We start from the raw sequence: 22,729 nt of genomic DNA on the forward strand, positions 1-22,729 counted from the left end.
GCGCGCATCGGCTGGGGTTTTTAAATCGAGCTTTCCATGACCAGACAAAGACGCCGCAGCATCATCAGAGCGAGACGAACAGGAACCGGCATTGCACTGGTTGCGGCGATTTCCTTCATCGCTGGAATGACTGACGCGGTAGGCCTGCATATTTCGGGCGACTTCGTGTCCTTCATGACAGGCAATACCACGCGAGCTGCCGTCTCGGCGGAAGCGGGAGGCTACTCCCACGCTGCGAAACTGCTGTTCGCGATCATTGCCTTTGTGGCGGGCAATGCCGGTGGCATCGTCGTGGCCCATAAATTCGAACGGCGCATCTTTGCCGTTCTGGCGGTCGTGGGATGCCTGGTCGCCGTCGCCGCCTTGCTTGGCAAAGTGGCCTCGGCCCTCCCGCAATTCTACATTGTCGTTTTCGCGATGGGCATGGTCAATGCGGCCGTCGAGCATATAGAGGGGCTGCCGATCGGGCTCACCTATGTGACGGGCGCGCTTTCCCGCTTCGGCCGAGGCATCGGTCGTTTTCTTCTCGGTGACCGGAGCCTCGACTGGGGAATTCAGATCGTTCCCTGGCTTGGCATGCTGAGCGGCGCGATCTGCGGCGCCATTCTCGGCGCCAATCTACAGTCCGATGCCCTGTGGGTAGTTACAGGCGCAATTTTTGCTGTCGCGCTTGCCACCCTTGTCATTCCCCGCTCATTGCGGCGCCGCTATAATCAGCAGGTCAAAATCCGGCGGGTTGCACCCTGACCGGGATCGTCGTTACTTCCTCGAAATGGTGACGAATTTGGTACCGCGAACACGAACCGTCATCAGGCAAGGTTCCTTGTCGGTGCGCTCGCAATAACGCGGATGCATCTTCAACACGAAAACCATGTTGCCGAACCGCTTGATAAAGTCATAACCGTAGATCCGCGCGGTTGCGATCATCAGGTAGCCGCCCTCTTTCACCTGCACGTAAAAATTATAAGGGCATCCCTCGTCATCGCAGGCGCGGCCTTTTTTGCCGTCGCAGTCCAGAACCCCATGATTGACGACGGCATCCATCAACCCGTCATTGTTGATATCCAGCCGCGTGACGAAATCATCGCCGAAAGCCGCCACCTTGCACTCGTTGCGGAAATGATCCTTCTCGTAAATTTCAGGATCGCTCACCAGCTGCTGCTGCGCCGAGAGCGCCGCTGGAAACATCAAGAGAACCAGCGCCTGAAGAGCAGCAACGAGAGCGATTCGCACGGCATTTTCCTTTGCATCCGTTTGGGTTATGGATGTTGCGATCATCCGGGCGACCAGCCTAGAGTTTAGTGCTTGCGCGACACTGACCTGTTCGCGGCCCGTGTTCCAGGGGGAACCTTTTCATGACACTTCTGGGTTTTCTCGATTATGCCGGTGTCGCTGTCTTTGCCGCAACCGGCGCGCTCGCCGCCTCGCGCAAGCAGCTCGACCTGATCGGTTTCCTGTTTTTCGCGGCTGCGACCGGTATTGGCGGTGGTACGGTACGCGATCTCGTGCTGGGCAGAACGCCGGTGTTCTGGGTCATCAACCCCACCTATATTCTCGTCTGCGTCTCGGTGGCGGTGCTGCTGTTTTTCACCGCGCATCTCTTCGAATCCCGTTACCGTGTATTGATCTGGCTCGATGCGCTCGGCCTTTCGGCCTATTGCGTCATGGGAGCAGCCAAGGGCCTTGCCGCGAGCGGCTCGGCAACCGTCGCCATCGTCACAGGCGTCCTGACCGCGACGTTTGGAGGAGTGTTGCGCGATATAATGGCGGGGGAGCCTTCGGTTCTCCTGCGCCCGGAAATCTACATCACCTGCGCGCTTCTGGGCTCCTCCACCTTTATTGTCGTCTATTTCTTCGGCGCACCGCTTTATGCCGCGTCCGCTGCGGGTTTTCTGACGGCCTTATCCGTCCGATCCGGCGCGCTACTTTTCGGCTGGACTTTCCCGCCCTACAAGGCCAAGCCCGGCAGACGGCCGGAAGACGTGATGAAGTGACCTATCGAAGGAAATGCTGAAAACAGAAACGGCGCCCTTCGGCGCCATTTTCATATCCGTTACCAGATACGGCGTCAGCCGCGCTTGCGACGCAAGCGGATCACCACATCAACATGGGCGATTTCCATACCCTCGGGCGCTTCTGGCAGATTGTCTATCTGAAGATTGTTGATCGGAATATCGAGAACCTCGTTCTCGCCCTCCACGAAGAAGTGATGGTGATCCGAAACGTTCGTATCGAAATAGGTGCGCGCGCCTTCGACGGCAAGAACACGGATCAGTCCGGCTTCCGTAAACTGATGCAGCGTATTGTAGACCGTGGCGAGAGAAACGGGCACGCCGGCGGTCACCGCCTCGTCATGCAGCTCCTCGACCGTCAGGTGCCGATCGCCCTTTGCGAAAAGAAGATCGCCCAAAGCAACGCGCTGGCGCGTGGGCCGCAGCCCCGAGCGCCGCAGCCTCGTCCCAATATCCAATGTGGCGTCAAATGCCATGCAATCCCATTCCAAACAGAGGTCTGAAACCTGTCAATTGCAATAGCATATATCTTTTGCGAGGATTGCTTTCAATAGTTTCAGCGCCGTGGCGTGTCGTAAATGGCTGCAAACCGGCTCTTCCTGCAAATTTCCTCTGGTTCCCGACTGACGGTTCCTGTATGCGGACGCCATATTGAGGTAATGACTTCTGTAAAGAGGGTTGTGAAGACAAAGAATGGGGCTGAAACGGCCTCTGCCCTTGTGGCGCTTCATTTTGAACCTAACTTGCTCTAGTGAAGTCAATCAACACCAGTAACTGGGGAAGTGAAAGCGGTATGGCAACGAGGCAGTCAAGTTACAATTACGAAGAGATCCTGTCCTGCGGTCGCGGCGAATTGTTCGGCCCGGGAAATGCCCAGCTCCCATTGCCCCCCATGCTCATGGTGCACCGGATCACCGAAATTTCGGAGACCGGCGGCGCATTCGACAAGGGTTTCATCCGTGCCGAATACGATGTGAGCCCTGACGACTGGTATTTCCCCTGCCATTTCCAGGGCAACCCGATCATGCCGGGCTGCCTCGGCCTTGATGGCATGTGGCAGCTGACCGGCTTCTTCCTCGGCTGGCTGGGCGAAGAAGGTCGCGGCATGGCGCTTTCCACCGGTGAAGTGAAGTTCAAGGGCATGGTTCGCCCTCACACCAAACTCCTGCAATATGGTATCGATTTTAAGCGCGTGATGCGCGGCCGTCTGGTGCTTGGCACCGCCGACGGCTGGCTGAAGGCGGATGGTGAAACCATCTATCAGGCATCCGACCTGCGGGTCGGCCTGTCCAAGGAAAAGGCTGCCTGAGGCAGACGAAATAGTTCAGACAAACGCCGGACGGCCTACAGTCGCCCAGCCGAAATCTAAAGAAAAGGTCCCTTTGATGAGACGAGTTGTTGTCACCGGCCTCGGTATTGTTTCTTCCATCGGCGGTGATGCCGCCGAGGTCACCGCGTCGCTGCGCAATGCCAAATCCGGCATTTCTTTTTCGCCGGATTTTGCCGAACACGGTTTCAAGTGCCAGGTCTGGGGCAAGCCGTCTCTGGACCCGACCGACCTGGTCGATCGTCGCGCCATGCGTTTCCTGTCGCAGGGCGGCGCGTGGAACCACGTCGCCATGAAGCAGGCAATCGCCGATTCCGGCCTCGAAGAGAGCGATATCAGCGGCAATGAGCGCACCGGCATCATCATGGGCTCTGGCGGCCCTTCCACCCGCACGATTGTCGAAGCTGCCGACATTACGCTGAAGAACAACAGCCCGAAGCGCATCGGCCCCTTCGCCGTGCCGAAGGCCATGTCCTCCACCGCTTCGGCCACGCTCGCGACCTGGTTCAAGATCCACGGCGTCAACTACTCCATCTCGTCGGCCTGCTCCACCTCGGCGCATTGCATCGGCAACGCCGCCGAAATGATCCAGTGGGGCAAGCAGGACGTGATGTTCGCTGGCGGCCACGAGGATCTCGACTGGTCGATGTCGAACCTTTTCGACGCCATGGGAGCCATGTCGTCCAAATACAACGAAACTCCCGACGTCGCCTCGCGCGCCTATGACGTCAACCGCGATGGCTTCGTTATCGCCGGCGGTGCGGGCGTCCTGGTTCTCGAAGAGCTGGAGCATGCGAAGGCGCGCGGCGCAAAGATCTACGCCGAAATCGTCGGTTATGGCGCAACCTCGGACGGTTACGACATGGTTGCACCGTCGGGCGAAGGCGCGATCCGCTGCATGCGGCAGGCCCTTTCCACCGTCAAGGGCGACATCGACTATATCAATACCCACGGCACCTCGACACCGGTTGGCGACAGCAAGGAAATCGGCGCGATCCGCGAAGTCTTCGGCGATAAGATCCCGCACATCCAGTCGACCAAGTCGCTCACCGGCCATTCGCTCGGCGCGGCCGGCGTGCAGGAATCGATCTACGGCCTGTTGATGATGCAGGAGCGCTTCATTGGTGAAAGCGCGCATATTTCAGAACTCGATCCGGAATTTGCGGGCGTTCCGATCGTTCGCAGCCGTATCGACAACGCCAAGATCGACACCATCCTTTCCAATTCCTTCGGCTTCGGCGGCACCAACGCCACGCTCGTCTTCCAGCGTCATAACGGATAATTGCCCATGAACGGCATCATGCAGGGTAAACGCGGCCTCATCATGGGCGTCGCAAACAATCACTCGATCGCCTGGGGCATCTCCAAGGCGCTTGCGGCACAGGGCGCGGAACTTGCCTTCACCTACCAGGGTGAAGCGCTTGGCAAGCGCGTGAAACCGCTCGCTGCGGAGCTTGGTTCCGACTTCATCGTACCTTGCGATGTCGAGGATATCGCTTCGGTGGATGCGCTGTTTGCGACGATTCGCGAAAAATGGGGCTCGCTCGATTTCGTCGTGCACGCCATCGGCTTCTCCGACAAGAACGAGCTGAAGGGTCTTTACGCCGACACGACGCGCGAGAATTTCAGCCGTACCATGGTCATTTCCTGTTTCTCCTTCACGGAAATTGCCAAGCGCGCCGCTGAACTGATGACCAATGGCGGCTCCATGCTGACGCTGACCTATAATGGTTCTCAGCGCGTCATCCCGAACTACAACGTCATGGGCGTCGCCAAGGCGGCTCTTGAGGCGTCCGTGCGTTATCTCGCGGCCGATTACGGCCCACGCGACATCCGCGTGAACGCCATCTCGGCCGGCCCGGTCCGCACGCTCGCCGGTGCAGGCATTTCCGACGCCCGTGCGATATACGCCTGGAACCAGAAGAACGCACCGCTGCGGCGGACGGCCGACATCGACGACATTGGCGGATCGGCGCTTTATCTCCTTTCCAGCCTGTCCCGCGGCGTGACCGGCGAATGCCACTATGTGGATTGCGGCTACAACATCACCTCCACGCCGACGCTGGAGGTGCTCGCCCGGGCCGATGCGGATTAAGCGTCTGCTCCATCCATTCTCGAAAAGCCTGGCCCTGAGCCGGGCTTTTTTGCTGTGGGGCGTACCAAATTCGGAATTCAATAAAGTATAGTTCATCGAAGTAATAGAATCTAAACATGGGGTGGTTATCGTCCGCAACAATTCAACGGTTGCGCTTGCCGCATATTCTCAGAGATAGACCCCTATGCGACTGGCCAGACTGAAGCCATTGCTGGAAAAATTCGGCGTCTCGCGCGACGGGACAGCAGCCATCGAATTTGCGATCCTCGCCATTCCCTATTTCCTCGTGGTGTTTGCAATCCTCGAAACCTTCATTGCCATGATGGCCGAACAGGTCGTCGTGAACGCGACGGAGACAATGGGCCGGCGCCTGAGGACGGGCCAGATCAGCAGCTCGATCTCGAAAGCGGATTTCCGCAAGAATTTCTGCGACGAAGTCTCCATTATGATCAACTGCGACGGTGAGATCGAGAAAGAACAGAAGCTTTACATCGATCTTCGCTCCTTCGCCGCCTTCAAGGATATTCCGACCACGATACCACTGAAGGCCTATGGCGAATATTATGACCTCGACACGGCCCAGTTCGGCTTCAAGCCGGGCGGACCGGAAACCATCAACATGTTGCGCGTCTATTATCGATGGCGAGTCGTCGCCGATATCATCCGGCCTTATCTTACGAAGATAAGACCCGTCGATGGCTCCATGCCCTCGCATTTTCTCATCGTCGCAACGAGCGCGTTCATGAACGAGAAATACACCACGAGCGGGGGCTCATGATGGCGGGGCTACTATCCGCGGCAGCAAACGGCAAACAACGTCTTGTCGCCCTCGCGTTGCGCTTTGCCCGCGACAAACGGGGCGTCGGTGCAATCGAGTTCGCGATTATCTTTCCGATATTGCTCGCACTTTACCTGACGTCCTTTGAATTGACGATCGGCTACAACACCTACAAACGGGCGAGCACTGCAGCAGCGAGCATCAATGACCTGATATCGAAAACAGGTTCGGTAGACAAAACCTATCTGGCCGGCATGCAGGATGTCGCCGCAGCCATATTTGCACCCTACAGCATCAAAGGCCTGCAACTGAAGATCAGCGGCATCAAGATCGATGCGCAGAAGCAGGCCAAAATCGTGTGGTCATGGGATGAGAAAAATCAGAGGCCCTATGCGGTCGGCTCGCCAGTGGCCGTTCCGACCCGATTGCAACTCGCGGACAGTTTCCTGATCCATGTCGAGCTCTCCATTCCACATGACTTGATGATGTTCATGCCCGATATCGCCTCATCAGGCACAAAATCGATCACGATAAGTCGGGACTATTTCTTCAAGCAGCGCGACGCCGAAACGGCCTGCACCAATTGCTAAGCCGAGATGTGAGTATGGCGGTTCCGGCCGCCTGTGGATGAAAACTCGAAGCTCATTCGGATAGGTGTGACAGAAGCGCCGCGAAATCCGGGAGGATTCCGCGGCGTCATGGCTGCGGGTGATGTCAAAGCCCCATTTACTCCGACGGCATATCCAGCGTGCGGCTGAACCAGAGGGCGATAAGCGTGCAAAGTGCGCCCGACATCAGGTAAATACCGACAGCGAAAAGGCCGAACTTGGACGAAAATCCGAGCGCGACAAGCGGTGCGAAACCGGCGCCGATGAGCCAGGACACATCCGACGTCAGCGAGGCGCCGGTGTAGCGGTACTCACGGCTGAAGCGCGAGGCGAGCGCTCCGCCCGCCTGGCCGAAGGACAGGCCGAGCAAGGAGAAGCCGATCAACACGAAGAGATAACGGCCGATATCACCAGACCCCAGGAGAATGGGCGCCACGAGGCTGAAAAGGCCAATCAGCACCGCTGCGATGGCCAGAAGCTTCCGTCGGCCGATGCGATCCGCGAGAACGCCCGAGATCACGATCATGCCACCAGCGATGATAGCGCTGACGAACTGCACGAAAAGGAAGTCGGACACATGCTGGCTGGTATTGAGCGACACCCAGCTGAGCGGAAAAACCGTGACGAGGTGGAAGAGCGCAAAGCTGGCCAGAGGCACGAAAGCACCCGTGACCACGACTGGAAACTGCGACCGCAACATCTTGAACATGGGCCGTGGTTCCAACTCATGCTGCTCCAGCATGGACTGGAATTCCGGCGTCACGATCATCCGCAGGCGGGCAAAGAGCGCAAGCACATTCAGCGCCAGCGCCACGAAGAAGGGGAAACGCCAGCCCCAGGCGAGAAATTCCGCATTGGAAAGCTGCGTCACGAAGACAATGAAGAAAGCGCTGGCGAGGCCGAAGCCCATGGCGGCGCCGATCTGCGGCATCATGGCGTACCAGCCGCGCTGTTTCGGTGGTGCATTCATCGCAAGCAGCGAGACGAGACCATCCCATGCACCACCCAGTCCAAGACCCTGGCCGATACGGAAGACGGCGAGCAGGATCGGTGCGAGCATTCCGACTTCCGCATAGGAAGGCAGGAAACTGATCGCCATGGTGGAGCCACAGAGCGTGAACAGAGCCGCCATCAGCTTCACGGCGCGGCCGAATTTACGGTCGATCTGGAGGAAGATGAGCGAGCCGATCGGCCGTGCGATGAAGGCAAGGGAGAAAACAGCGAAGGAATAGAGGGTGGCCGTCAGTGGATCTGCATAGGAGAAGAACACGTGCGGGAAGACGAGCGCAGAGGCGATGGCATAGATGAAAAAGTCGAAAAATTCGGTCATTCTTGCGAGAATGACGGCAATCGTGATGCGATCCGGATCGACCCTGACGGGGCCAGCCCCGTTTGCTTCCGGTGCCTGCCCAAAGGATGGAGCAGCATTGGTATAACTCATAATATCCCTCCTGCGTCATGGACGAACCATTCCCTGTAACGCGCCGGCTCCTCTTCCGTTGCGTTACTATGCGGCGGATTGTCACACGCACCCTACGTAACGTCAATTGAAGTTTGAAAATAAAGGGTTGCCGGTCAGGCCCAGCGTGCGATAATGCAGCCACTCCGCCTTTGAGCAGAACTGCCGCTTATGGTGCATCGCAACGCTTTCGCTGCACCGCGACAATATACCTCATTCCAGAAATGATGTTTGGTAATTATTCCGCAGCCTAATCCAAACTGTACGAGTTCAAAGAACGTGCGCATGATCAAAAAACTCCCATCCGCCCTTCTGGCGATCCCGGCTCTGTTGCTGCTCAGCGGCTGCAACCTCGTTGTCATGAATCCATCGGGCGACGTCGCCATCCAGCAGCGCGATCTTATCATCACGTCCACTGTCTTGATGCTGCTGATCATCGTTCCGGTCATCGTCCTCACGCTGTTCTTCGCATGGAAGTACCGTGAATCGGCGAAAGCGGAAGATTACGACCCCGAGTGGCATCATTCCACGCGGCTTGAAATGGTGATCTGGTCTGCGCCGGTTGCCATCATCCTGATGCTCGGCACGGTAACCTGGATTTCCACCCACCGCCTCGACCCCTATCGCCCGCTGGAGCGGATCGATGAGAACCGTCAGGTGACGGCCGATGTCAAACCGCTGACGGTCGAAGTGGTAGCGATGGACTGGAAGTGGCTGTTCTTCTATCCGGAACTCGGCATTGGCAGCGTCAATGAATTTGCCGCGCCCGTCGATGTCCCGATAAACTTCAAGATCACCGGAACGACCGCGATGAATTCGTTCTTCGTGCCCGCACTGGCCGGCCAGATCTACGCGATGGGCGGCATGCAGACCAAGCTGCACGCGGTGATCAACAAGGAAGGCGTCTATGACGGCTTCTCGGCAAACTTCTCCGGTCCCGGCTTCTCGCATATGCGCTTCAAGTTCCATGGTCTCAGCCAGCAGGGCTTCGACCAGTGGGTGGCCAAGGCAAAGGAAGGCGGCAAGGGTTTCGGCCGCCAGGAATATCTCGAATTCGCCAAGCCTTCCGAGCGTGAGCCGGTGCAGTATTTCGCTTCTGTCGATCCGGAACTCTACAGCGCCATCCTCAACCGCTGCGTCGAGCCGAACAAGCTCTGCATGCGCGACATGATGCATATCGACGCCAATGGCGGCGGCGGCAAGGAAGGCATCGACATGGCCAAGGCTCTCAACTCCGTGGTCTGCACACCGCTTGCACCTTACGGCGTCGCCAATGGTCCGCAATCTACCCCGGCTGTGATCGAAGGTCAGACTTTCGAACCCGCGGCGCTGCCGGAAACGAAACAAGTCGCTGGCTGACGATCCGTCCCGGCATTCTGCGGCGCGGCCAGTCCGCGCCGATCATACGTTTTTGAATCGCAAGAGGCTAAAATGGTCGTCAACTCCGATCAAACGTCGTTCCTGTTCGGACGGCTAACTTGGGAGTCAATCCCGCTTCACGAGCCCATTCTTGTCGCCACCTTCGCGGCCGTGGCTCTGGGCGGCATCGCCGTTATCGGCGCCATCACCTATTTCCGCATGTGGGGCTATCTGTGGAATGAGTGGTTTACGAGTATCGATCACAAAAAGATCGGTATCATGTACATCATTCTGGCGCTCGTCATGCTTCTGCGCGGCTTTGCCGACGCCATCATGATGCGCGTTCAGCAGGCGATCGCCTCCGGCGGATCGGAGGGTTACCTTCCGCCGCATCACTACGACCAGATTTTCACGGCCCATGGCGTCATCATGATCTTCTTCATGGCCATGCCCATGATCACAGGTCTGATGAACTTCGTCGTGCCGCTTCAGATCGGCGCCCGCGACGTGTCGTTCCCCTTCCTCAACAACTTCTCCTTCTGGATGACCACGGCCGGCGCCGTCATCACCATGATCTCCCTGTTCATCGGTGAATATGCGCAGACAGGCTGGCTCGCCTACCCGCCGCTGTCGGGCATCGACGGAAGCCCGGGGGTCGGGGTCGATTATTATATCTGGGGCCTGCAGATCGCCGGTGTCGGAACGACACTATCGGGCATCAACCTGATCGTGACCATCATCAAGATGCGCGCGCCGGGCATGACCATGATGCGCATGCCGATCTTCGTCTGGACGTCGCTGTGTTCGAACATCCTGATCGTGGCCTCCTTCCCGATCCTGACCGCAACGCTCGCGCTTCTGACCCTTGACCGCTACGCTGGCACGAATTTCTTCACCAACGACCTCGGCGGCAATCCGATGATGTATGTCAACCTCATCTGGATCTGGGGCCATCCCGAAGTTTATATTCTGGTGCTGCCGGCTTTCGGTATCTTCTCCGAAATCGTCGCCACCTTCTCGGGCAAGCGTCTCTTCGGTTATGCCTCGATGGTTTACGCCACCGCCGTCATCACCATCCTGTCCTACCTCGTGTGGCTGCACCACTTCTTCACCATGGGTTCGGGCGCTAACGTCAATGCCTTCTTCGGCATCACGACGATGATCATCTCGATCCCGACGGGTGCGAAGATCTTCAACTGGCTCTTCACCATGTATAAGGGCCGCATCAAGTTCGACGTGCCGATGCTTTGGACGATCGGCTTCATGATCACCTTCGTCATCGGCGGCATGACCGGCGTTCTTCTCGCCGTTCCCCCTGCTGACTTCGTGCTACACAACTCGCTGTTCCTCATCGCCCACTTCCACAACACGATCATCGGCGGCGTCGTCTTCGGCGTTCTGGCAGGTATCGTCTACTGGTTCCCGAAGGCTTTCGGTTACCGTCTCGATCCGTTCTGGGGCAAGCTGTCCTTCTGGTTCTGGTTCGTCGGCTTCTACTTCGCCTTCATGCCGCTCTACATTCTCGGCCTGATGGGTATCACCCGCCGCCTCAGCCAGTTTGAAGACAACTCGCTGCAGATCTGGTTCGTGATCGCTGCCTTCGGCGCGTTCCTGATAGCGCTCGGCATCGCCTCCTTCATCATCCAGCTCATCGTCAGCTTCCTGAAGCGCGAGCAGCTGCGTGACGTGACCGGCGACCCCTATAATGGCCGCACGCTGGAATGGTCGACGTCTTCGCCGCCGCCGCAGTACAACTTCGCCTTCACGCCCGTCATCCACGATGTGGATGCTTGGACGGACATGAAGAAGCGCGGTTACAGCCGGCCGCTGGAAGGTTTCATCCCGATCCATATGCCGAAGAATACCGGTGCTGGCGTCATCATCAGCGGCATCAGCGTGGTACTCGGCTTCGCCCTGGTGTGGCATATCTGGTGGCTTGCAGCGCTGTCCTTCATCGGCATCATCGCAGTCTCGATCGCCCATACCTTCAACTACAATCGCGAATACTACATTCCCGCCGCTGACGTTTCGACCGTCGAGGCGGAACGTACGAAGCTGCTCGCGAAACAGGCGTAACGAAACATGGCTCATACACCTGCACACAGCGTCGACGGCGCTGAACCACCGGTCTTCTACCTGAAGGAAGACCACCATCCGGAAAACGGTACGTCTATCGGCTTCTGGCTCTATCTGATGAGCGACTGCCTGATCTTTGCCGTGCTCTTCGCCACCTACGCCGTTCTCGGCCGCAGCTATGCGGCCGGTCCTTCGGGCGCGGATCTCTTCGATCTCAAGCTCGTCGCCATCAACACCGGCTTCCTGCTTTTCTCCTCCATCACCTATGGCTTCGCCATGCTGGAAATGGAAAAACAGAAGGTGAAGACGACGCTAGTCTGGCTCGGCATCACCGGTCTCTTCGGTCTCGCCTTCCTCGCCGTCGAACTCTACGAGTTCCACCACCTGATCGAGGAAGGTGCCGGCCCGCATCGCTCGGCGTTCCTGTCGTCCTTCTTCGCGCTGGTCGGCACGCACGGCCTGCACGTGACCTTCGGCATCATCTGGCTCGTGACGCTGATGGTTCAGGTCGGCAAGCACGGCCTGATCGCCGCCAACAAGCGCCGCCTGATGTGCCTTTCGATGTTCTGGCACTTCCTCGACGTCATCTGGATCGGCGTCTTCTCCTTCGTTTACCTCATGGGAGTTCTTTGATGAGTTCCGAAGCACACGCACATCACCACGCGCATGGCGACGACCATCACCACCATGATGGCGCCAGCCACGGTACGTTCAAAAGCTACATGATCGGCTTCGTCCTGTCGGTCATTCTGACGGCGATCCCGTTCTGGCTGGTCATGGGTGACGTCGTTCAAAACAAGACCGTGCTTGTCATCGCAATCATGGGTCTTGGCGTCATCCAGATCTTCGTGCACATGATCTACTTCCTGCACATGGACACCAAATCCGAAGGCGGCTGGACGTTTATGGCGTTGATCTTCACCGTCGTGGTTCTCCTGATCACGCTCTCCGGCTCGCTCTGGGTCATGTACAACATGAACAAAAACATGATGCCGCTGCATATCGAAGATGTGAAGAACCTGCCCTGAGCAGATTCGATGTTTCGCCCGCCGGGCTTCTCCGGCGGGCCAACACATAACCCCATGAATCGAGGCGCGATTTATGGGGTTATTTGCTGGAAGAGGCTGGTGCGGCGCCAATGGCCCGATGCGGACAAACCGTTGGCAAAAACCGCCTCGCAAGGACTTGAGATGAGTGAAATCACATCCGGAAACCGCCGCGTCCGCCCCGCGGCCATCGTCGTGCTGTTCCTGACCGTTGTCCTGACGTCCAGCCTTGTTGCTCTCGGAACATGGCAGGTCCAGCGCCTGTACTGGAAGCTCAACCTCATCGAGCGCGTCGAAGCGCGGGTCCATGCGCAGCCCGTCGATGCACCGGCAGCCGGCGAATGGCCCGCTCTCACCGATCCCGCCGATTATGAATATCGCCGCGTCAAATTGGCAGGTGTCTTCCTTAACGACAAAGAGGTTCAGGTCTACACCGTCACCGATCTGGGACCGGGCTATTGGGTAATGACACCACTGAAGCGCGACGACGGCTCCAGCATCATCGTCAATCGCGGTTTCGTGCCCTCCGATAAGCGTGACCCGTCTTCCCGCGCGGAAGGTCAACCGGCCGGACGCGTGGAGGTCGTTGGCCTGATGCGCGGCCCGGAAACAGGCGGGCTTTTCCTGCGCACCAACGATCCGACGAATGGCCGCTGGTATTCCCGGAATATTCCGCAAATCTCGCAGGCCTCCGGCCTGTCCGATGTCGCACCCTTTTATGTCGATGCGGACGCGACACCCAATCCAGGTGGCCTGCCGGTCGGCGGCAAGACCATGCTCACATTCCCGAACAACCATCTCTCCTACGCCGTGACGTGGTATATCCTGGCGGCTATGGTTGTCGCGGCCGGATGGTATGTCCTGCGCAATCTCAACGCGCCGAAATCCAAGCGCGATGAGGACTAAGCATCCGGTTTTACCGGATGGTTCATAAAAGCGCTTCCTTCTTCACGAATTGCTGATCTATAACGACGGATAGGCCTGACGTTACCCGTCGGCACATTTTTGTTGCGGAGAGTTATGGCAAGAGCATTTCTTCTCGTTCTGGATTCCTTCGGGGTCGGCGGCGCGCCTGATGCGGAACGCTACGGCGACCTTGGCGCCAATACGCTCGCCCATATCGCAGAGTTCTGCGCAGCAGGGGCTGCAGACAGGGCAGGCCTTCGCTCCGGCCCGCTGAAGCTGCCGAACATGTGTTCGCTCGGCCTCATCGAGATCGCAAGACAGGCAAGCGGCAACATTCCCGCCAGCATGGAGCCGCCCGAGCGAATTTTCGGTCTGCACGGCTCTGCCAGCGAAATCTCCAAGGGCAAGGACACCCCTTCAGGCCACTGGGAGATCGCCGGCACACCTGTAACCTTCGACTGGGGATATTTCCCGAGCGAAGGCGACGCCTTTTCGCCGGAGTTGGTTGAAGCCATTTGCAAGGCGGCCGATATCCCTGGCATCCTCGGCAATTGCCATGCTTCCGGCACCGAGATCATCGCCAGGTTCGGCGAAGAACATATCCGGAGCGGCAAGCCCATCTGCTACACCTCTTCGGATTCCGTGTTCCAGATCGCAGCGCATGAAACGCATTTCGGCCTGCCGCGGCTCATCGCGATGTGCGAGACCGTGCGCAAGCTGCTCGATCCACTGAACATAGGCCGCGTCATCGCGAGGCCCTTCATCGGCGAAACGGTCGCGACCTTTGAGCGCACCGGCAATCGCCGCGACTTCTCCGTTCTGCCGCCCGAGCCCACCCTGCTCGACCGGCTGGTGGAAGCGGGGCGAAAGGTGCATGCGATCGGCAAGATCGGTGACATTTATGCTCATCAGGGCGTCTCGCGCGTCATCAAGGCAAATGGCAACGCCGCCTTGATGGATGCGACGCTGCAGGCCATCGACGAGGCGGAAAACGGCGATCTCGTCTTTACCAATTTCGTCGATTTCGACATGCTTTATGGCCATCGCCGGGACGTTGCCGGTTACGCCGCCGCCCTTGAGGCCTTCGATGCGCGGATCCCCGAAATCCACCGTAAGATGGCGCCTGGCGATATAGCGCTTCTCACCGCCGACCATGGTTGCGATCCCACCTGGCGAGGCACGGACCATACACGCGAAAGGGTGCCAATCATGGCATTCGGCCCGGGCATCCGTTCCCGCGATGTCGGCATCCGCACGAGCTACGCCGATATCGGCGAAAGCATCGCCCATCATCTCGGCATTGACGCCGGTCCCCATGGCAGGAGCTTTATTTGACATCGCATTTGCTGAAAGCCGAAATTCACTGCCATCTCGAAGGCGCTGCTCCGCCTTCACTCGTTGCGAAACAGGCGGACAAATATGGCATCGACACCAGCAGTTTTCTGCGTGACGGCAACTATGTCTGGTCGGATTTCGCCGAGTTCATCCGCTGTTATGATGCAGTGGCGCAGGTGTTCAAGACCGACGAAGATTATGCCCTTCTCACCGAGACCTATCTCGCCGAACTTGCAGCGGCCAATACCATCTATAGCGAGTTGATCATTTCGCCCGATCATGGTGACCGCATCGGGCTGGGGGCAGATGCCTATCTGGCAGGTGTTGCAGAAGGCATCCGCATCGCAAAGGAGAAAACCGGCATCGAGACGCGCATCATCGTCACCGGCGAGCGGCATTTCGGTCCTGAGCGGGTCATCGCGGCTGCCGACTATGCGGCGCGAGTGCGGCATCCGCTTATATCAGGCTTCAACATGGCGGGTGAGGAGCGCATGGGAAGGGTCGCGGATTACGCCCGTGCCTTTGACATCGCGCGAGATGCCGGTCTTGGGCTGACCATTCACGCGGGCGAAGTCTGTGGTCCGGAAAGCGTTGCCGATGCGCTCGATCTCGTCAGGCCGGCGCGTATCGGGCATGGCGTGCGCGCCATCGAAGATGCGGACCTCGTCGCCCGGCTTGCCGAAAGCGGGACTGTTCTTGAAGTTTGTCCCGGCTCCAATATTGCTCTCAAGGTCTATCCCGATTTTGCCAGCCATCCGCTCAGAGCTCTTAGCGACGCTGGCGTGCGCCTCTGCGTCAGTTCCGACGACCCGCCATTCTTCTTTACCTCACTGGCGCGGGAATATGCGCTGGCGGCGGACGAGTTCGGTTTCACCGAGGCCGAGATCAACGCCATGACTCGAACCGCACTGGAGAGCGCCTTCGTGGACGACGCCACCCGTGCAACGCTGCTCGCCAGACTGGAGCAGGCGTGAGTTGTTGTTGACGGGGTAAAAACACGAAGAAGGCTTGCGAAAAGCACGCTTTCGGTGAATTACAGGGCATGAGATAAAGAAAGGCCAGTTTCATGGACGGCGTCACAGTCATCGAACATCCGCTGGTGCGGCACAAACTCACCATCATGCGCAAGAAGGAAACCTCCACGGCCGGCTTCCGCCGCCTGTTGCGCGAAATCTCGACGCTGCTCTGCTATGAAGTGACGCGTGATCTTGAAATGACAATGGAGACCATCGACACGCCGCTTGAAACCATCGAGGCACCCGTTCTCGAGGGAAAAAAACTTGTTTTTGCCTCCATCCTTCGTGCCGGCAATGGCCTTCTGGAAGGCATGCTGGAACTTGTGCCTTCGGCGCGCGTCGCCCATGTCGGCGTTTATCGCGATCATGACACGCTGGAAGCCGTCGAATATTACTTCAAAGCGCCCGAAAGCCTCGACGCCCGTCTGGTCATTGTCGTCGATCCCATGCTGGCAACCGGCAACTCCTCCATCGCTGCCGTTGAGAAGCTGAAGGAGCGCGGTGCGAAGAACATCCGCTTCCTTTGTCTGCTGGCAGCTCCGGAAGGTATCAAGAATTTCCGCGAAGCCCATCCCGACGTGCCGATCTTCACCGCGGCGATTGATCGTCACCTCAACGAAAAGGGCTATATCGTGCCCGGTCTCGGCGATGCCGGCGATCGCATGTACGGTACCAAATAACGGCCGTTCATCATCGCTTAACTATTTCAGCCATTCGCGGCGCGCGGCCTCGCGGATGGCTTATTGTTTTACGATTTCAGCATGTTTTGCGCCTATTCTGGTGGGGACAACCCCATTTCCTCAGGAGCATGAATTTGCTGCCCCGCGCCATTTTATTGTTTGTCGCTCTTTCAGCCGGCGCGACCCAAATTCCGGCATTGATGGAAAAAATTCAGCCGCGTCCGGAAACATCTACGGATCACCCGCCGGCATCGCCTGAAGTCTCCCGCCCCCAACCGGTCTCGCTGGGCACCGTGAGCCTGAAAGCGGATGACCGCGGTCACTTCAACGCGACTTTTCGCATCAACGGAAAGTCCGTGGATGGGTTGGTGGATACGGGTGCTTCCATGGTCGCAATCAACGAAACGATCGCCAGACGCCTCGGTTACGGCGCCAATAGCCTCGATTTCAAATATGCGATCTCAACCGCCAACGGGCGGACAATGGCCGCCTATGTGAAACTGGACCGGGTCGAAATCGGCGCTATCCGTGTTCAGGGTGTCGACGCCATGGTTCTGAAGGACAATGCGCTGGGCAACATGCTTGTAGGTATGAGCTTCCTGAAGCAATTGTCGTCGTTCAAAGTGTCGGGCGGCGAATTGCGGCTGGTCAGGTGATCCGCTCTATGACGGGATCGCGAACGTCCGGCGCGCTGTCAGCGATGACATAACAGGACATTATTTTTTTGGCGGCACGCTCGGCAGCTTCCATTGAAGACGCATGAACCGTGGCAATCGGCTGGCCCTTTTCGACGGGCGTGCCGAGCGGCATCATATCCGCGATACCCGCGGCAGGATTGATCCTGTCCGCCGGCGTTCTTCTGCCGCCACCGAGTTCAACGACAACCATCCCGAGGTCGCGGGTGGCGCAGGCGGCAAGCGTGCCGTTCCGCTCCGCCAACACAGGAAAAATGAACGGCGCGGACTGCAGGTAGCGGGACGGATGTTCGACAAAGTCTGACGGACCACCGAGAGCAGAAACCATCCGCGCGAAGGTTTCAAGCGCCTTGCCTGACGTTAAAGCGGACGACGCCAAGGCGTGTCCTTCCTCAAGCGTTGACGCTTTTTGTGTCTGCACCAGCATCTCTGCTGCGAAGCAAAGCACGACCTTTTCGAGACGTGTGCCAGCTTTTCTGCCGGCGAGAAAGTCGAGACAGTTGACGATTTCCACGGCGTTGCCTGCGGCATCGCCCAGCGGCTGGTTCATGTCGGTGATCAGCACCGTCGTCGGCAGGCCTGCGCCGTTTGCCACTTCGACCAGCGCATGGGCCAGGCTGCGCGCCTCATCGAGACTTTGCATGAATGCGCCGTTGCCGACCTTCACGTCGAGAACGAGCGTCTGCAGTCCCGCGGCCAGTTTTTTCGACAGGATGGACGCAGTAATCAGGGGAATGGAATCCACCGTCGCAGTCACGTCCCTGATGGCATAAAGACGTCTGTCGGCGGGCGCAAGATCGCCCGTCTGGCCGATAATGGCGCAGCCGACGGACCGCACCGTCCGGCGAAGCAACGTCTCGTCCGGCATGACGTTATAACCGGGAATCGCTTCAAGCTTGTCGAGCGTGCCCCCGGTATGACCGAGCCCCCGGCCTGATATCATCGGCACAGCGAGACCACAGGCGGCAACGATGGGGGCAAGCATCAGAGACACATTGTCGCCGACGCCGCCAGTCGAATGCTTATCCGCGACAGGCTTGTCGAGATCGGTCCAAGACAGGACATCACCGCTGTCGCGCATCGCGAGCGTCAGCGCCACCATCTCATCCCGGCTCATGCCGCGAAAGAACACCGCCATGGCAAAAGCAGCCGCCTGCCCTTCAGAGATGCCGTTTTTCGACAGCGCTTCGATGAAAGCAGCGATCTCCTCCGGTTCCAGCGGCAGTCCATCACGTTTACGGCGGATGATTTCCTGCGGGATCAAGCTCAATACCCGCTGGCGGCCTTGGCCGGTTCACCACCGGCCAGCACATTCAAGACATCATCAAGAATGCCGGAGGCTCCAAAACGGAAGGTGGAAGGCATGGCCCAGTTCGGCGCCATGATGGTTTCGGCCAGCCGCAGATACAGTGTCGCATCCTCCACGGTGCCTATGCCGCCGGCGGGCTTGAAACCCACCTTTTGGCGGCTGTCACGGATCGCCTGCAACATGATGTCAGCCGCCTCCAGCGTGGCATTCACGGCAACCTTTCCGGTCGAAGTCTTGATGAAATCGGCCCCTTCGGCAATGGCGAGTTCCGATGCACGGCGGATCAGCGCCTTGTCCTTCAACTCGCCGGTTTCGAGGATGACCTTGAGAAGAATGGGAGCAACGCAGACCTTGCGCACGGCAGCGATCATCTGCGAAACGGCGGTTTCATCGCCGGCTATGAATTTGCGATAGGGAACGACGAGGTCGATTTCGTCAGCGCCATCACGGATCGCCGCTTCGGTTTCCGCAACAACGGTTGCCACGTCGAGATCGCCCGACGGAAAATTGACCACCGTTGCAATGCGGATCGCATGATCCTTTCCGAACGCGGCGCGCGCCTGCGCCACGAAGCGCGGCCAGATGCAGATGGCGGCCGTATTGCCAAACTCCGTATGCGCCCGCTGGCAGAGCGCGGCGATCTGCTGTGGCGTGCAGTCTTCCTTGAGGTTGGTGAGGTCCAGCAAGGACAAAGTGAGGGCAGCCGCTTCGCGCGGACGCTGGAGTTCCATGGTCACGCTCCTCCTGCGATCATTTCCTTCAAGATGGCGGCAAGCCTTTTGCCACCCACGGGAGCCATATCCTTGGTCTCTTCATGGCTCAGTTCCGCACCGGTCATGCCGGCACCGTAGTTCGTAATAACCGATGCAGCGGCAACACGCATCCCGAAAAAGCGGGCAAGGATGACTTCCGGTACCGTGGACATGCCGACCGCATCGGCCCCCAGAACCCGCGCCATGCGAATTTCCGCCGGCGTTTCGAAGCTGGGACCGGAGAACCACATATAGACACCGCCAAACAAAGGCACCGTCGCGCGGATGGCGGCGTTGCGCATGGCAAGCATCAGCTCAGGATCGTAAGCGGTGGTCATACCGACAAAACGGCGGTCACTTTCCTCGCCGATCAGCGGGTTCATGCCGGAATAATTGATGTGATCGGTGATCTGCATGACCGAGCCGGGCGGCATGTCCTGCCTGACCGAGCCAGCCGAGTTTGTGAGGATAAGCGACTGTACGCCGAGGCCGGCAAGCGCCTCGATGACCGCGCGCATGGCCGCCGGATCGCCCTTCTCGTAATAATGCACCCGGCCCGACAGCATCATGACAGGCTCGCCACCCATATATCCGGCAACAAGCTCGCCCGCGTGGCCGGAAACACCACTAGCCGGGAAGCCCGGAAGATCGGCATAGGGAACCCGGATCGGATCGCTAACCTCATCCACCAGAGAGCCGAGGCCAGAGCCGAGAACGATGGCGACGCGTGGCATCAGGCCGCTCAGGCGCTCCACCAGAATATCGATCAGGGCTTCCGTCATCAGGGCAGCTCTGTGTTGAAGCTGAAGGGAAGCAGCTCTTCCATCGTCATTACTTTCTGAACGCCTGTCTCATCGCAGAGAAAGATTTTCGTATCCGGCGTGGCGAACTCTGCGATCTTCTGCCGGCAGCCACCGCAAGGCGGGCAGAGAGCCAGCTTTTCCGCAATGACGGCGATCTCGCTGATCTTCTTTGCGCCGCCCATGATCATGGCGCTGATCGCCGAAGGTTCGGCGCACCAGCCCTGCGGAAAAGAGAGGTTCTCGATATTGGCGCCCTTGTAGATCTTGCCGTCTTCCGCGCGGATAGCAGCACCAACCGGGAATTTCGAATAGGGAGCATGGGCAAAGGCCATGGCCTCCACCGCCGCCTCAAACAGGGCGTGAGATTTCGGATCGGAAGACATGGGCTCAACGCTCCTTGGCATAGGCAACGCCGCCGGCCTTCGGGGGCTTGGCGACGCCGATGAAACCGGCAAGCAGAATGCAGGTCAGGATATAGGGCATGGCTTGGAAGATCTGCACCGGAACCTCGCCGATGCCAGGCACGGACTTGCCCTGCATGAAGTTCGCGACAGCGTCCAGAAAACCGAACAGCAGGCAGGCGAACATGACCGGCACCGGCTTCCATTTTGCGAAGATCAGGGCGGCAAGCGCGATATAGCCCTTACCGGCCGACATGTTTGCAATGAAGGCGGCAGACTGCGCGACGGCAAGATAGGCGCCGGAAAAGCCGCAGAGAAAACCGGCGACGATGACAGCCCGGTAACGCATCCACGTCACCGAAATGCCGGCGGTATCGACGGCGCCCGGATTTTCGCCAACGGCGCGCAGGCGTAGGCCGAAGCGGGTGCGATAAAGCACCCACCAGGACAGCGGCACCGCCAGAAAGGCGAGATAGGTGAGGATATTGTTGCCGGAAATGACGTTCGCATAAAGCGGACCGATATAGGGCACCTCCCGCATCGCATCCGCGCCGGGCAGAATGATGGGAGCGAAACGCCCCTCACCCGGAAGCTGGGGCGTGCGACCGCCTTGCCCGAACCAGGCCTGCCCCAGCACCACGGTCAGGCCAGCGGCAATGAAGTTCAGTGCCACGCCCGATACGATCTGATTGCCGCGATTGGTGATGACGGCAAAGCCATGGACCAGCGAAAAAAGGATGGAGACGGCAATACCGGCCAAAAGGCCCGCCCACGGGTTCGCCGTGAGATAGGCAACGCAGGCCGAGGCAAAGGCCGCTGCCAGCATCTTGCCTTCAAGTCCGATGTCGAACACACCGGCGCGCTCGGAAAAAAGCCCCGCAAGGGCGGTGAAGAGCAGGGGGATGGTCAGACGGACGGTCGAGCCAAGAATGCTGACCAGCATATCGAAGAAATCCATATCAGCTCACCCCTTTGCCAGACGCTGGTAAATGCGGACGATTGCGGGCCGGTACATATATTCCAGCGCGCCGGCGAAGAGGATCACCAGGCCCTGGATGACCACGATCATTTCGCGGGTAATGTTGGGCATCTCGAAGGAAAGGTCTGCGCCTCCCTGATAAAGAATGCCGAACAGCAAGGCGGAGAAGATGATGCCGAGCGGATGACTTCGGCCCATCAGCGACACGGCGATGCCGACGAAGCCCGCACCGGCGACGAATTCCACCTGCAGGCGGGCCGACGCGCCCATGACCGGGTTCAGCGCCATCATGCCCGCCAGACCGCCCGATATGAGCATGGCGATGATGACGGTGCGCGCATAGGGAATGCCGGCATAAATGGCGGCGGAGGGGCTGATGCCGAGCGTACGCATCTCATAACCGAGCTTGGTGCGCCAGATCAGCACCCAGACCAGGAAACACATCACCAGTGCAATCAGGAAGGACACGTTGAACGGTGCCGGACCGAGCTTGAGGCCAAAGAGTGCCATCAACCAGTCGAGTTTTGGCAATTGGCCACCAGGGAGAAAGGTGCGGGTTTCCGGCGCCATCTTGCCGGGCACGATCAGCACGTTCACCAGCAGATAAACCATCAGGGCCGCGGCAATGAAGTTGAACATGATGGTGGTGATGACGACGTGACTGCCGCGTTTTGCCTGCAGCCATGCCGGAATAAACGCCCAGGCGGCGCCAAAAACAGCAGCGCCGATGACGGCGAAAGGCATCGTCACATACCATGGCACATAACGATCGAGCGCCAGCGCCACCAGCGCCGCGCCAAGGCCACCGACATAGGCCTGACCTTCGGAGCCGATGTTGAAGAGCCCGGCATGGAAGGCGACGGCGACAGAAAGGCCCGTGAAAATGAAACTCGTCGTATAGAACAGCGTGAAGCCGATGGCGTCACCTCGTCCAAGCGCCCCTTCGATCAGCAGGCGCAACGCCGCCAGCGGGTTTTCACCGATGGACCAGACAACGAGGCCGGAAATCAGAAAGGCGGTAACGACATTGAGAAACGGCAGGAGGCCGTATGTAATCCAGTTTGGCAGCGGTACGGAAGCGGTGCTCATTCAT

The 22,729-nt window shown here is 58.7% G+C and carries 25 protein-coding genes; 16 read left to right on the plus strand and 9 right to left on the minus strand.

Features of this window, described 5'->3' with window-relative positions; genetic code table 11:
* The first annotated feature begins 36 nt into the window (after nucleotides 1-36).
* Complete coding sequence (locus FS804_RS08985; protein WP_144576219.1) at nucleotides 37-747, plus strand: YoaK family protein; 711 nt, start codon at nucleotides 37-39, stop codon at nucleotides 745-747.
* 12 nt (nucleotides 748-759) lie between these two features.
* On the opposite strand, the gene FS804_RS08990 is transcribed toward FS804_RS08985, so the two are convergent.
* Nucleotides 760-1,278 carry a hypothetical protein gene (locus FS804_RS08990; RefSeq protein WP_144576220.1) on the minus strand — a complete coding sequence of 173 codons (519 nt, stop codon included), beginning with the start codon at nucleotides 1,276-1,278 and terminating at the stop codon, nucleotides 760-762.
* 77 nt (nucleotides 1,279-1,355) lie between these two features.
* Between FS804_RS08990 and FS804_RS08995 the strand changes: the two genes are divergently transcribed.
* Nucleotides 1,356-1,994, plus strand: a complete 639-nt coding sequence (locus FS804_RS08995) for a trimeric intracellular cation channel family protein (protein WP_063949382.1) — start codon at nucleotides 1,356-1,358, stop codon at nucleotides 1,992-1,994.
* A gap of 74 nt (nucleotides 1,995-2,068) precedes the next feature.
* Here the strand turns inward: FS804_RS08995 and irrA are convergent, their stop codons facing one another.
* On the minus strand, nucleotides 2,069-2,488 hold the full coding sequence (irrA, locus tag FS804_RS09000; protein ID WP_006309975.1) for an iron response transcriptional regulator IrrA: 420 nt from the start codon (nucleotides 2,486-2,488) through the stop codon (nucleotides 2,069-2,071).
* A gap of 317 nt (nucleotides 2,489-2,805) precedes the next feature.
* Between irrA and fabA the strand changes: the two genes are divergently transcribed.
* The 5 genes from fabA (at nucleotide 2,806) to FS804_RS09030 (ending at nucleotide 6,802) form a co-directional block, all read left to right on the plus strand.
* Entirely contained in the window at nucleotides 2,806-3,321 is a 516-nt protein-coding gene (gene fabA / locus FS804_RS09010; protein ID WP_063949381.1) for a 3-hydroxyacyl-[acyl-carrier-protein] dehydratase FabA, read from the plus strand.
* 76 nt (nucleotides 3,322-3,397) lie between these two features.
* On the plus strand, nucleotides 3,398-4,621 hold the full coding sequence (fabB, locus tag FS804_RS09015; RefSeq protein WP_020011229.1) for a beta-ketoacyl-ACP synthase I: 1,224 nt from the start codon (nucleotides 3,398-3,400) through the stop codon (nucleotides 4,619-4,621).
* A 6-nt stretch (nucleotides 4,622-4,627) separates the two neighbouring features.
* Nucleotides 4,628-5,434: an enoyl-ACP reductase FabI gene (gene fabI, locus FS804_RS09020; RefSeq protein WP_063949379.1), complete on the plus strand. Its 807-nt coding sequence runs from the start codon at nucleotides 4,628-4,630 to the stop codon at nucleotides 5,432-5,434.
* Nucleotides 5,435-5,618: 184 nt separating this feature from the next.
* Nucleotides 5,619-6,212, plus strand: a complete 594-nt coding sequence (locus FS804_RS09025; protein WP_144576222.1) for a TadE/TadG family type IV pilus assembly protein — start codon at nucleotides 5,619-5,621, stop codon at nucleotides 6,210-6,212.
* Nucleotides 6,209-6,802, plus strand: coding sequence for a TadE/TadG family type IV pilus assembly protein (locus FS804_RS09030; protein WP_144576223.1), 594 nt, complete (start codon nucleotides 6,209-6,211; stop codon nucleotides 6,800-6,802). Before FS804_RS09025 ends, FS804_RS09030 begins: the two co-directional genes overlap by 4 nt.
* 136 nt (nucleotides 6,803-6,938) lie before the next feature.
* On the opposite strand, the gene FS804_RS09035 is transcribed toward FS804_RS09030, so the two are convergent.
* Nucleotides 6,939-8,261 carry an MFS transporter gene (locus FS804_RS09035; RefSeq protein ID WP_144576224.1) on the minus strand — a complete coding sequence of 441 codons (1,323 nt, stop codon included), beginning with the start codon at nucleotides 8,259-8,261 and terminating at the stop codon, nucleotides 6,939-6,941.
* A 303-nt stretch (nucleotides 8,262-8,564) separates the two neighbouring features.
* Between FS804_RS09035 and cyoA the strand changes: the two genes are divergently transcribed.
* The 9 genes from cyoA to FS804_RS09080 all read left to right on the plus strand — a co-directional run bounded on the left by cyoA (nucleotide 8,565) and on the right by FS804_RS09080 (nucleotide 17,353).
* Nucleotides 8,565-9,638: a ubiquinol oxidase subunit II gene (cyoA, locus tag FS804_RS09040; RefSeq protein WP_144576225.1), complete on the plus strand. Its 1,074-nt coding sequence runs from the start codon at nucleotides 8,565-8,567 to the stop codon at nucleotides 9,636-9,638.
* A gap of 72 nt (nucleotides 9,639-9,710) precedes the next feature.
* Nucleotides 9,711-11,714 (plus strand): cytochrome o ubiquinol oxidase subunit I, encoded by a 2,004-nt coding sequence (cyoB, locus tag FS804_RS09045; RefSeq protein WP_144576226.1) that lies wholly within the window; start codon nucleotides 9,711-9,713, stop codon nucleotides 11,712-11,714.
* A gap of 6 nt (nucleotides 11,715-11,720) precedes the next feature.
* Complete coding sequence (gene cyoC, locus FS804_RS09050; RefSeq protein ID WP_144576227.1) at nucleotides 11,721-12,347, plus strand: cytochrome o ubiquinol oxidase subunit III; 627 nt, start codon at nucleotides 11,721-11,723, stop codon at nucleotides 12,345-12,347.
* Nucleotides 12,347-12,742 (plus strand): cytochrome o ubiquinol oxidase subunit IV, encoded by a 396-nt coding sequence (cyoD, locus tag FS804_RS09055; RefSeq protein ID WP_063949372.1) that lies wholly within the window; start codon nucleotides 12,347-12,349, stop codon nucleotides 12,740-12,742. Before cyoC ends, cyoD begins: the two co-directional genes overlap by 1 nt.
* 162 nt (nucleotides 12,743-12,904) lie before the next feature.
* Nucleotides 12,905-13,666, plus strand: a complete 762-nt coding sequence (locus tag FS804_RS09060) for an SURF1 family protein (RefSeq protein WP_186376716.1) — start codon at nucleotides 12,905-12,907, stop codon at nucleotides 13,664-13,666.
* A 114-nt stretch (nucleotides 13,667-13,780) separates the two neighbouring features.
* Nucleotides 13,781-15,001: a phosphopentomutase gene (locus tag FS804_RS09065; RefSeq protein WP_144576228.1), complete on the plus strand. Its 1,221-nt coding sequence runs from the start codon at nucleotides 13,781-13,783 to the stop codon at nucleotides 14,999-15,001.
* Nucleotides 14,998-15,975 carry an adenosine deaminase gene (locus FS804_RS09070; protein ID WP_144576229.1) on the plus strand — a complete coding sequence of 326 codons (978 nt, stop codon included), beginning with the start codon at nucleotides 14,998-15,000 and terminating at the stop codon, nucleotides 15,973-15,975. The genes FS804_RS09065 and FS804_RS09070 overlap by 4 nt, the downstream gene beginning before the upstream one ends.
* A 92-nt stretch (nucleotides 15,976-16,067) precedes the next feature.
* Nucleotides 16,068-16,697, plus strand: a complete 630-nt coding sequence (gene upp, locus FS804_RS09075; RefSeq protein ID WP_063949369.1) for a uracil phosphoribosyltransferase — start codon at nucleotides 16,068-16,070, stop codon at nucleotides 16,695-16,697.
* 134 nt (nucleotides 16,698-16,831) lie between these two features.
* Entirely contained in the window at nucleotides 16,832-17,353 is a 522-nt protein-coding gene (locus FS804_RS09080) for a TIGR02281 family clan AA aspartic protease (protein WP_186376743.1), read from the plus strand.
* On the opposite strand, the gene deoA is transcribed toward FS804_RS09080, so the two are convergent.
* Genes deoA through FS804_RS09110 form a run of 6 tightly spaced genes read right to left on the minus strand, consistent with a single transcriptional unit; the run spans nucleotide 17,346 to nucleotide 22,725 of the window.
* The gene (gene deoA / locus FS804_RS09085; RefSeq protein ID WP_144576231.1) at nucleotides 17,346-18,662 is read right to left on the minus strand and encodes a thymidine phosphorylase; all 1,317 of its coding nucleotides are present in this window, start codon (nucleotides 18,660-18,662) and stop codon (nucleotides 17,346-17,348) included. The two genes, FS804_RS09080 and deoA, sit on opposite strands and share 8 nt — an antisense overlap.
* On the minus strand, nucleotides 18,659-19,432 hold the full coding sequence (gene deoC, locus FS804_RS09090; RefSeq protein ID WP_144576232.1) for a deoxyribose-phosphate aldolase: 774 nt from the start codon (nucleotides 19,430-19,432) through the stop codon (nucleotides 18,659-18,661). Before deoC ends, deoA begins: the two co-directional genes overlap by 4 nt.
* Before the next feature lie 2 nt (nucleotides 19,433-19,434).
* Complete coding sequence (locus FS804_RS09095) at nucleotides 19,435-20,235, minus strand: purine-nucleoside phosphorylase (RefSeq protein ID WP_144576233.1); 801 nt, start codon at nucleotides 20,233-20,235, stop codon at nucleotides 19,435-19,437.
* Complete coding sequence (locus FS804_RS09100; protein WP_063949365.1) at nucleotides 20,235-20,639, minus strand: cytidine deaminase; 405 nt, start codon at nucleotides 20,637-20,639, stop codon at nucleotides 20,235-20,237. Before FS804_RS09100 ends, FS804_RS09095 begins: the two co-directional genes overlap by 1 nt.
* A gap of 4 nt (nucleotides 20,640-20,643) precedes the next feature.
* Nucleotides 20,644-21,615, minus strand: a complete 972-nt coding sequence (locus tag FS804_RS09105) for an ABC transporter permease (protein WP_063949364.1) — start codon at nucleotides 21,613-21,615, stop codon at nucleotides 20,644-20,646.
* A gap of 6 nt (nucleotides 21,616-21,621) precedes the next feature.
* The gene (locus FS804_RS09110; RefSeq protein ID WP_063949363.1) at nucleotides 21,622-22,725 is read right to left on the minus strand and encodes an ABC transporter permease; all 1,104 of its coding nucleotides are present in this window, start codon (nucleotides 22,723-22,725) and stop codon (nucleotides 21,622-21,624) included.
* Nucleotides 22,726-22,729: the final 4 nt, after the last annotated feature.

The organism is Agrobacterium sp. DE0009 (assembly GCF_007680755.1).
Classification (GTDB): Bacteria; Pseudomonadota; Alphaproteobacteria; order Rhizobiales; family Rhizobiaceae; genus Agrobacterium; species Agrobacterium tumefaciens_B.

Bases quoted from the DNA above. Each gene is read 5' to 3' on its own strand.
- FS804_RS09105 (WP_063949364.1), bottom strand. From the start codon at position 21,615: ATGGATTTCTTCGATATGCTGGTCAGCATTCTTGGCTCGACCGTCCGT.
- cyoD (WP_063949372.1), top strand. From the start codon at position 12,347: ATGAGTTCCGAAGCACACGCACATCACCACGCGCATGGCGACGACCAT.
- cyoA (WP_144576225.1), top strand. From the start codon at position 8,565: ATGATCAAAAAACTCCCATCCGCCCTTCTGGCGATCCCGGCTCTGTTG.
- FS804_RS09095 (WP_144576233.1), bottom strand. From the start codon at position 20,235: ATGACGGAAGCCCTGATCGATATTCTGGTGGAGCGCCTGAGCGGCCTG.
- fabI (WP_063949379.1), top strand. From the start codon at position 4,628: ATGAACGGCATCATGCAGGGTAAACGCGGCCTCATCATGGGCGTCGCA.
- cyoB (WP_144576226.1), top strand. From the start codon at position 9,711: ATGGTCGTCAACTCCGATCAAACGTCGTTCCTGTTCGGACGGCTAACT.
- FS804_RS09065 (WP_144576228.1), top strand. From the start codon at position 13,781: ATGGCAAGAGCATTTCTTCTCGTTCTGGATTCCTTCGGGGTCGGCGGC.
- FS804_RS09100 (WP_063949365.1), bottom strand. From the start codon at position 20,639: ATGTCTTCCGATCCGAAATCTCACGCCCTGTTTGAGGCGGCGGTGGAG.
- upp (WP_063949369.1), top strand. From the start codon at position 16,068: ATGGACGGCGTCACAGTCATCGAACATCCGCTGGTGCGGCACAAACTC.
- FS804_RS09025 (WP_144576222.1), top strand. From the start codon at position 5,619: ATGCGACTGGCCAGACTGAAGCCATTGCTGGAAAAATTCGGCGTCTCG.
- FS804_RS09035 (WP_144576224.1), bottom strand. From the start codon at position 8,261: ATGAGTTATACCAATGCTGCTCCATCCTTTGGGCAGGCACCGGAAGCA.
- FS804_RS09110 (WP_063949363.1), bottom strand. From the start codon at position 22,725: ATGAGCACCGCTTCCGTACCGCTGCCAAACTGGATTACATACGGCCTC.
- FS804_RS08990 (WP_144576220.1), bottom strand. From the start codon at position 1,278: ATGATCGCAACATCCATAACCCAAACGGATGCAAAGGAAAATGCCGTG.
- fabB (WP_020011229.1), top strand. From the start codon at position 3,398: ATGAGACGAGTTGTTGTCACCGGCCTCGGTATTGTTTCTTCCATCGGC.
- FS804_RS09060 (WP_186376716.1), top strand. From the start codon at position 12,905: ATGAGTGAAATCACATCCGGAAACCGCCGCGTCCGCCCCGCGGCCATC.
- FS804_RS09030 (WP_144576223.1), top strand. From the start codon at position 6,209: ATGATGGCGGGGCTACTATCCGCGGCAGCAAACGGCAAACAACGTCTT.
- deoC (WP_144576232.1), bottom strand. From the start codon at position 19,432: ATGGAACTCCAGCGTCCGCGCGAAGCGGCTGCCCTCACTTTGTCCTTG.
- irrA (WP_006309975.1), bottom strand. From the start codon at position 2,488: ATGGCATTTGACGCCACATTGGATATTGGGACGAGGCTGCGGCGCTCG.
- fabA (WP_063949381.1), top strand. From the start codon at position 2,806: ATGGCAACGAGGCAGTCAAGTTACAATTACGAAGAGATCCTGTCCTGC.
- cyoC (WP_144576227.1), top strand. From the start codon at position 11,721: ATGGCTCATACACCTGCACACAGCGTCGACGGCGCTGAACCACCGGTC.
- FS804_RS08985 (WP_144576219.1), top strand. From the start codon at position 37: ATGACCAGACAAAGACGCCGCAGCATCATCAGAGCGAGACGAACAGGA.
- FS804_RS08995 (WP_063949382.1), top strand. From the start codon at position 1,356: ATGACACTTCTGGGTTTTCTCGATTATGCCGGTGTCGCTGTCTTTGCC.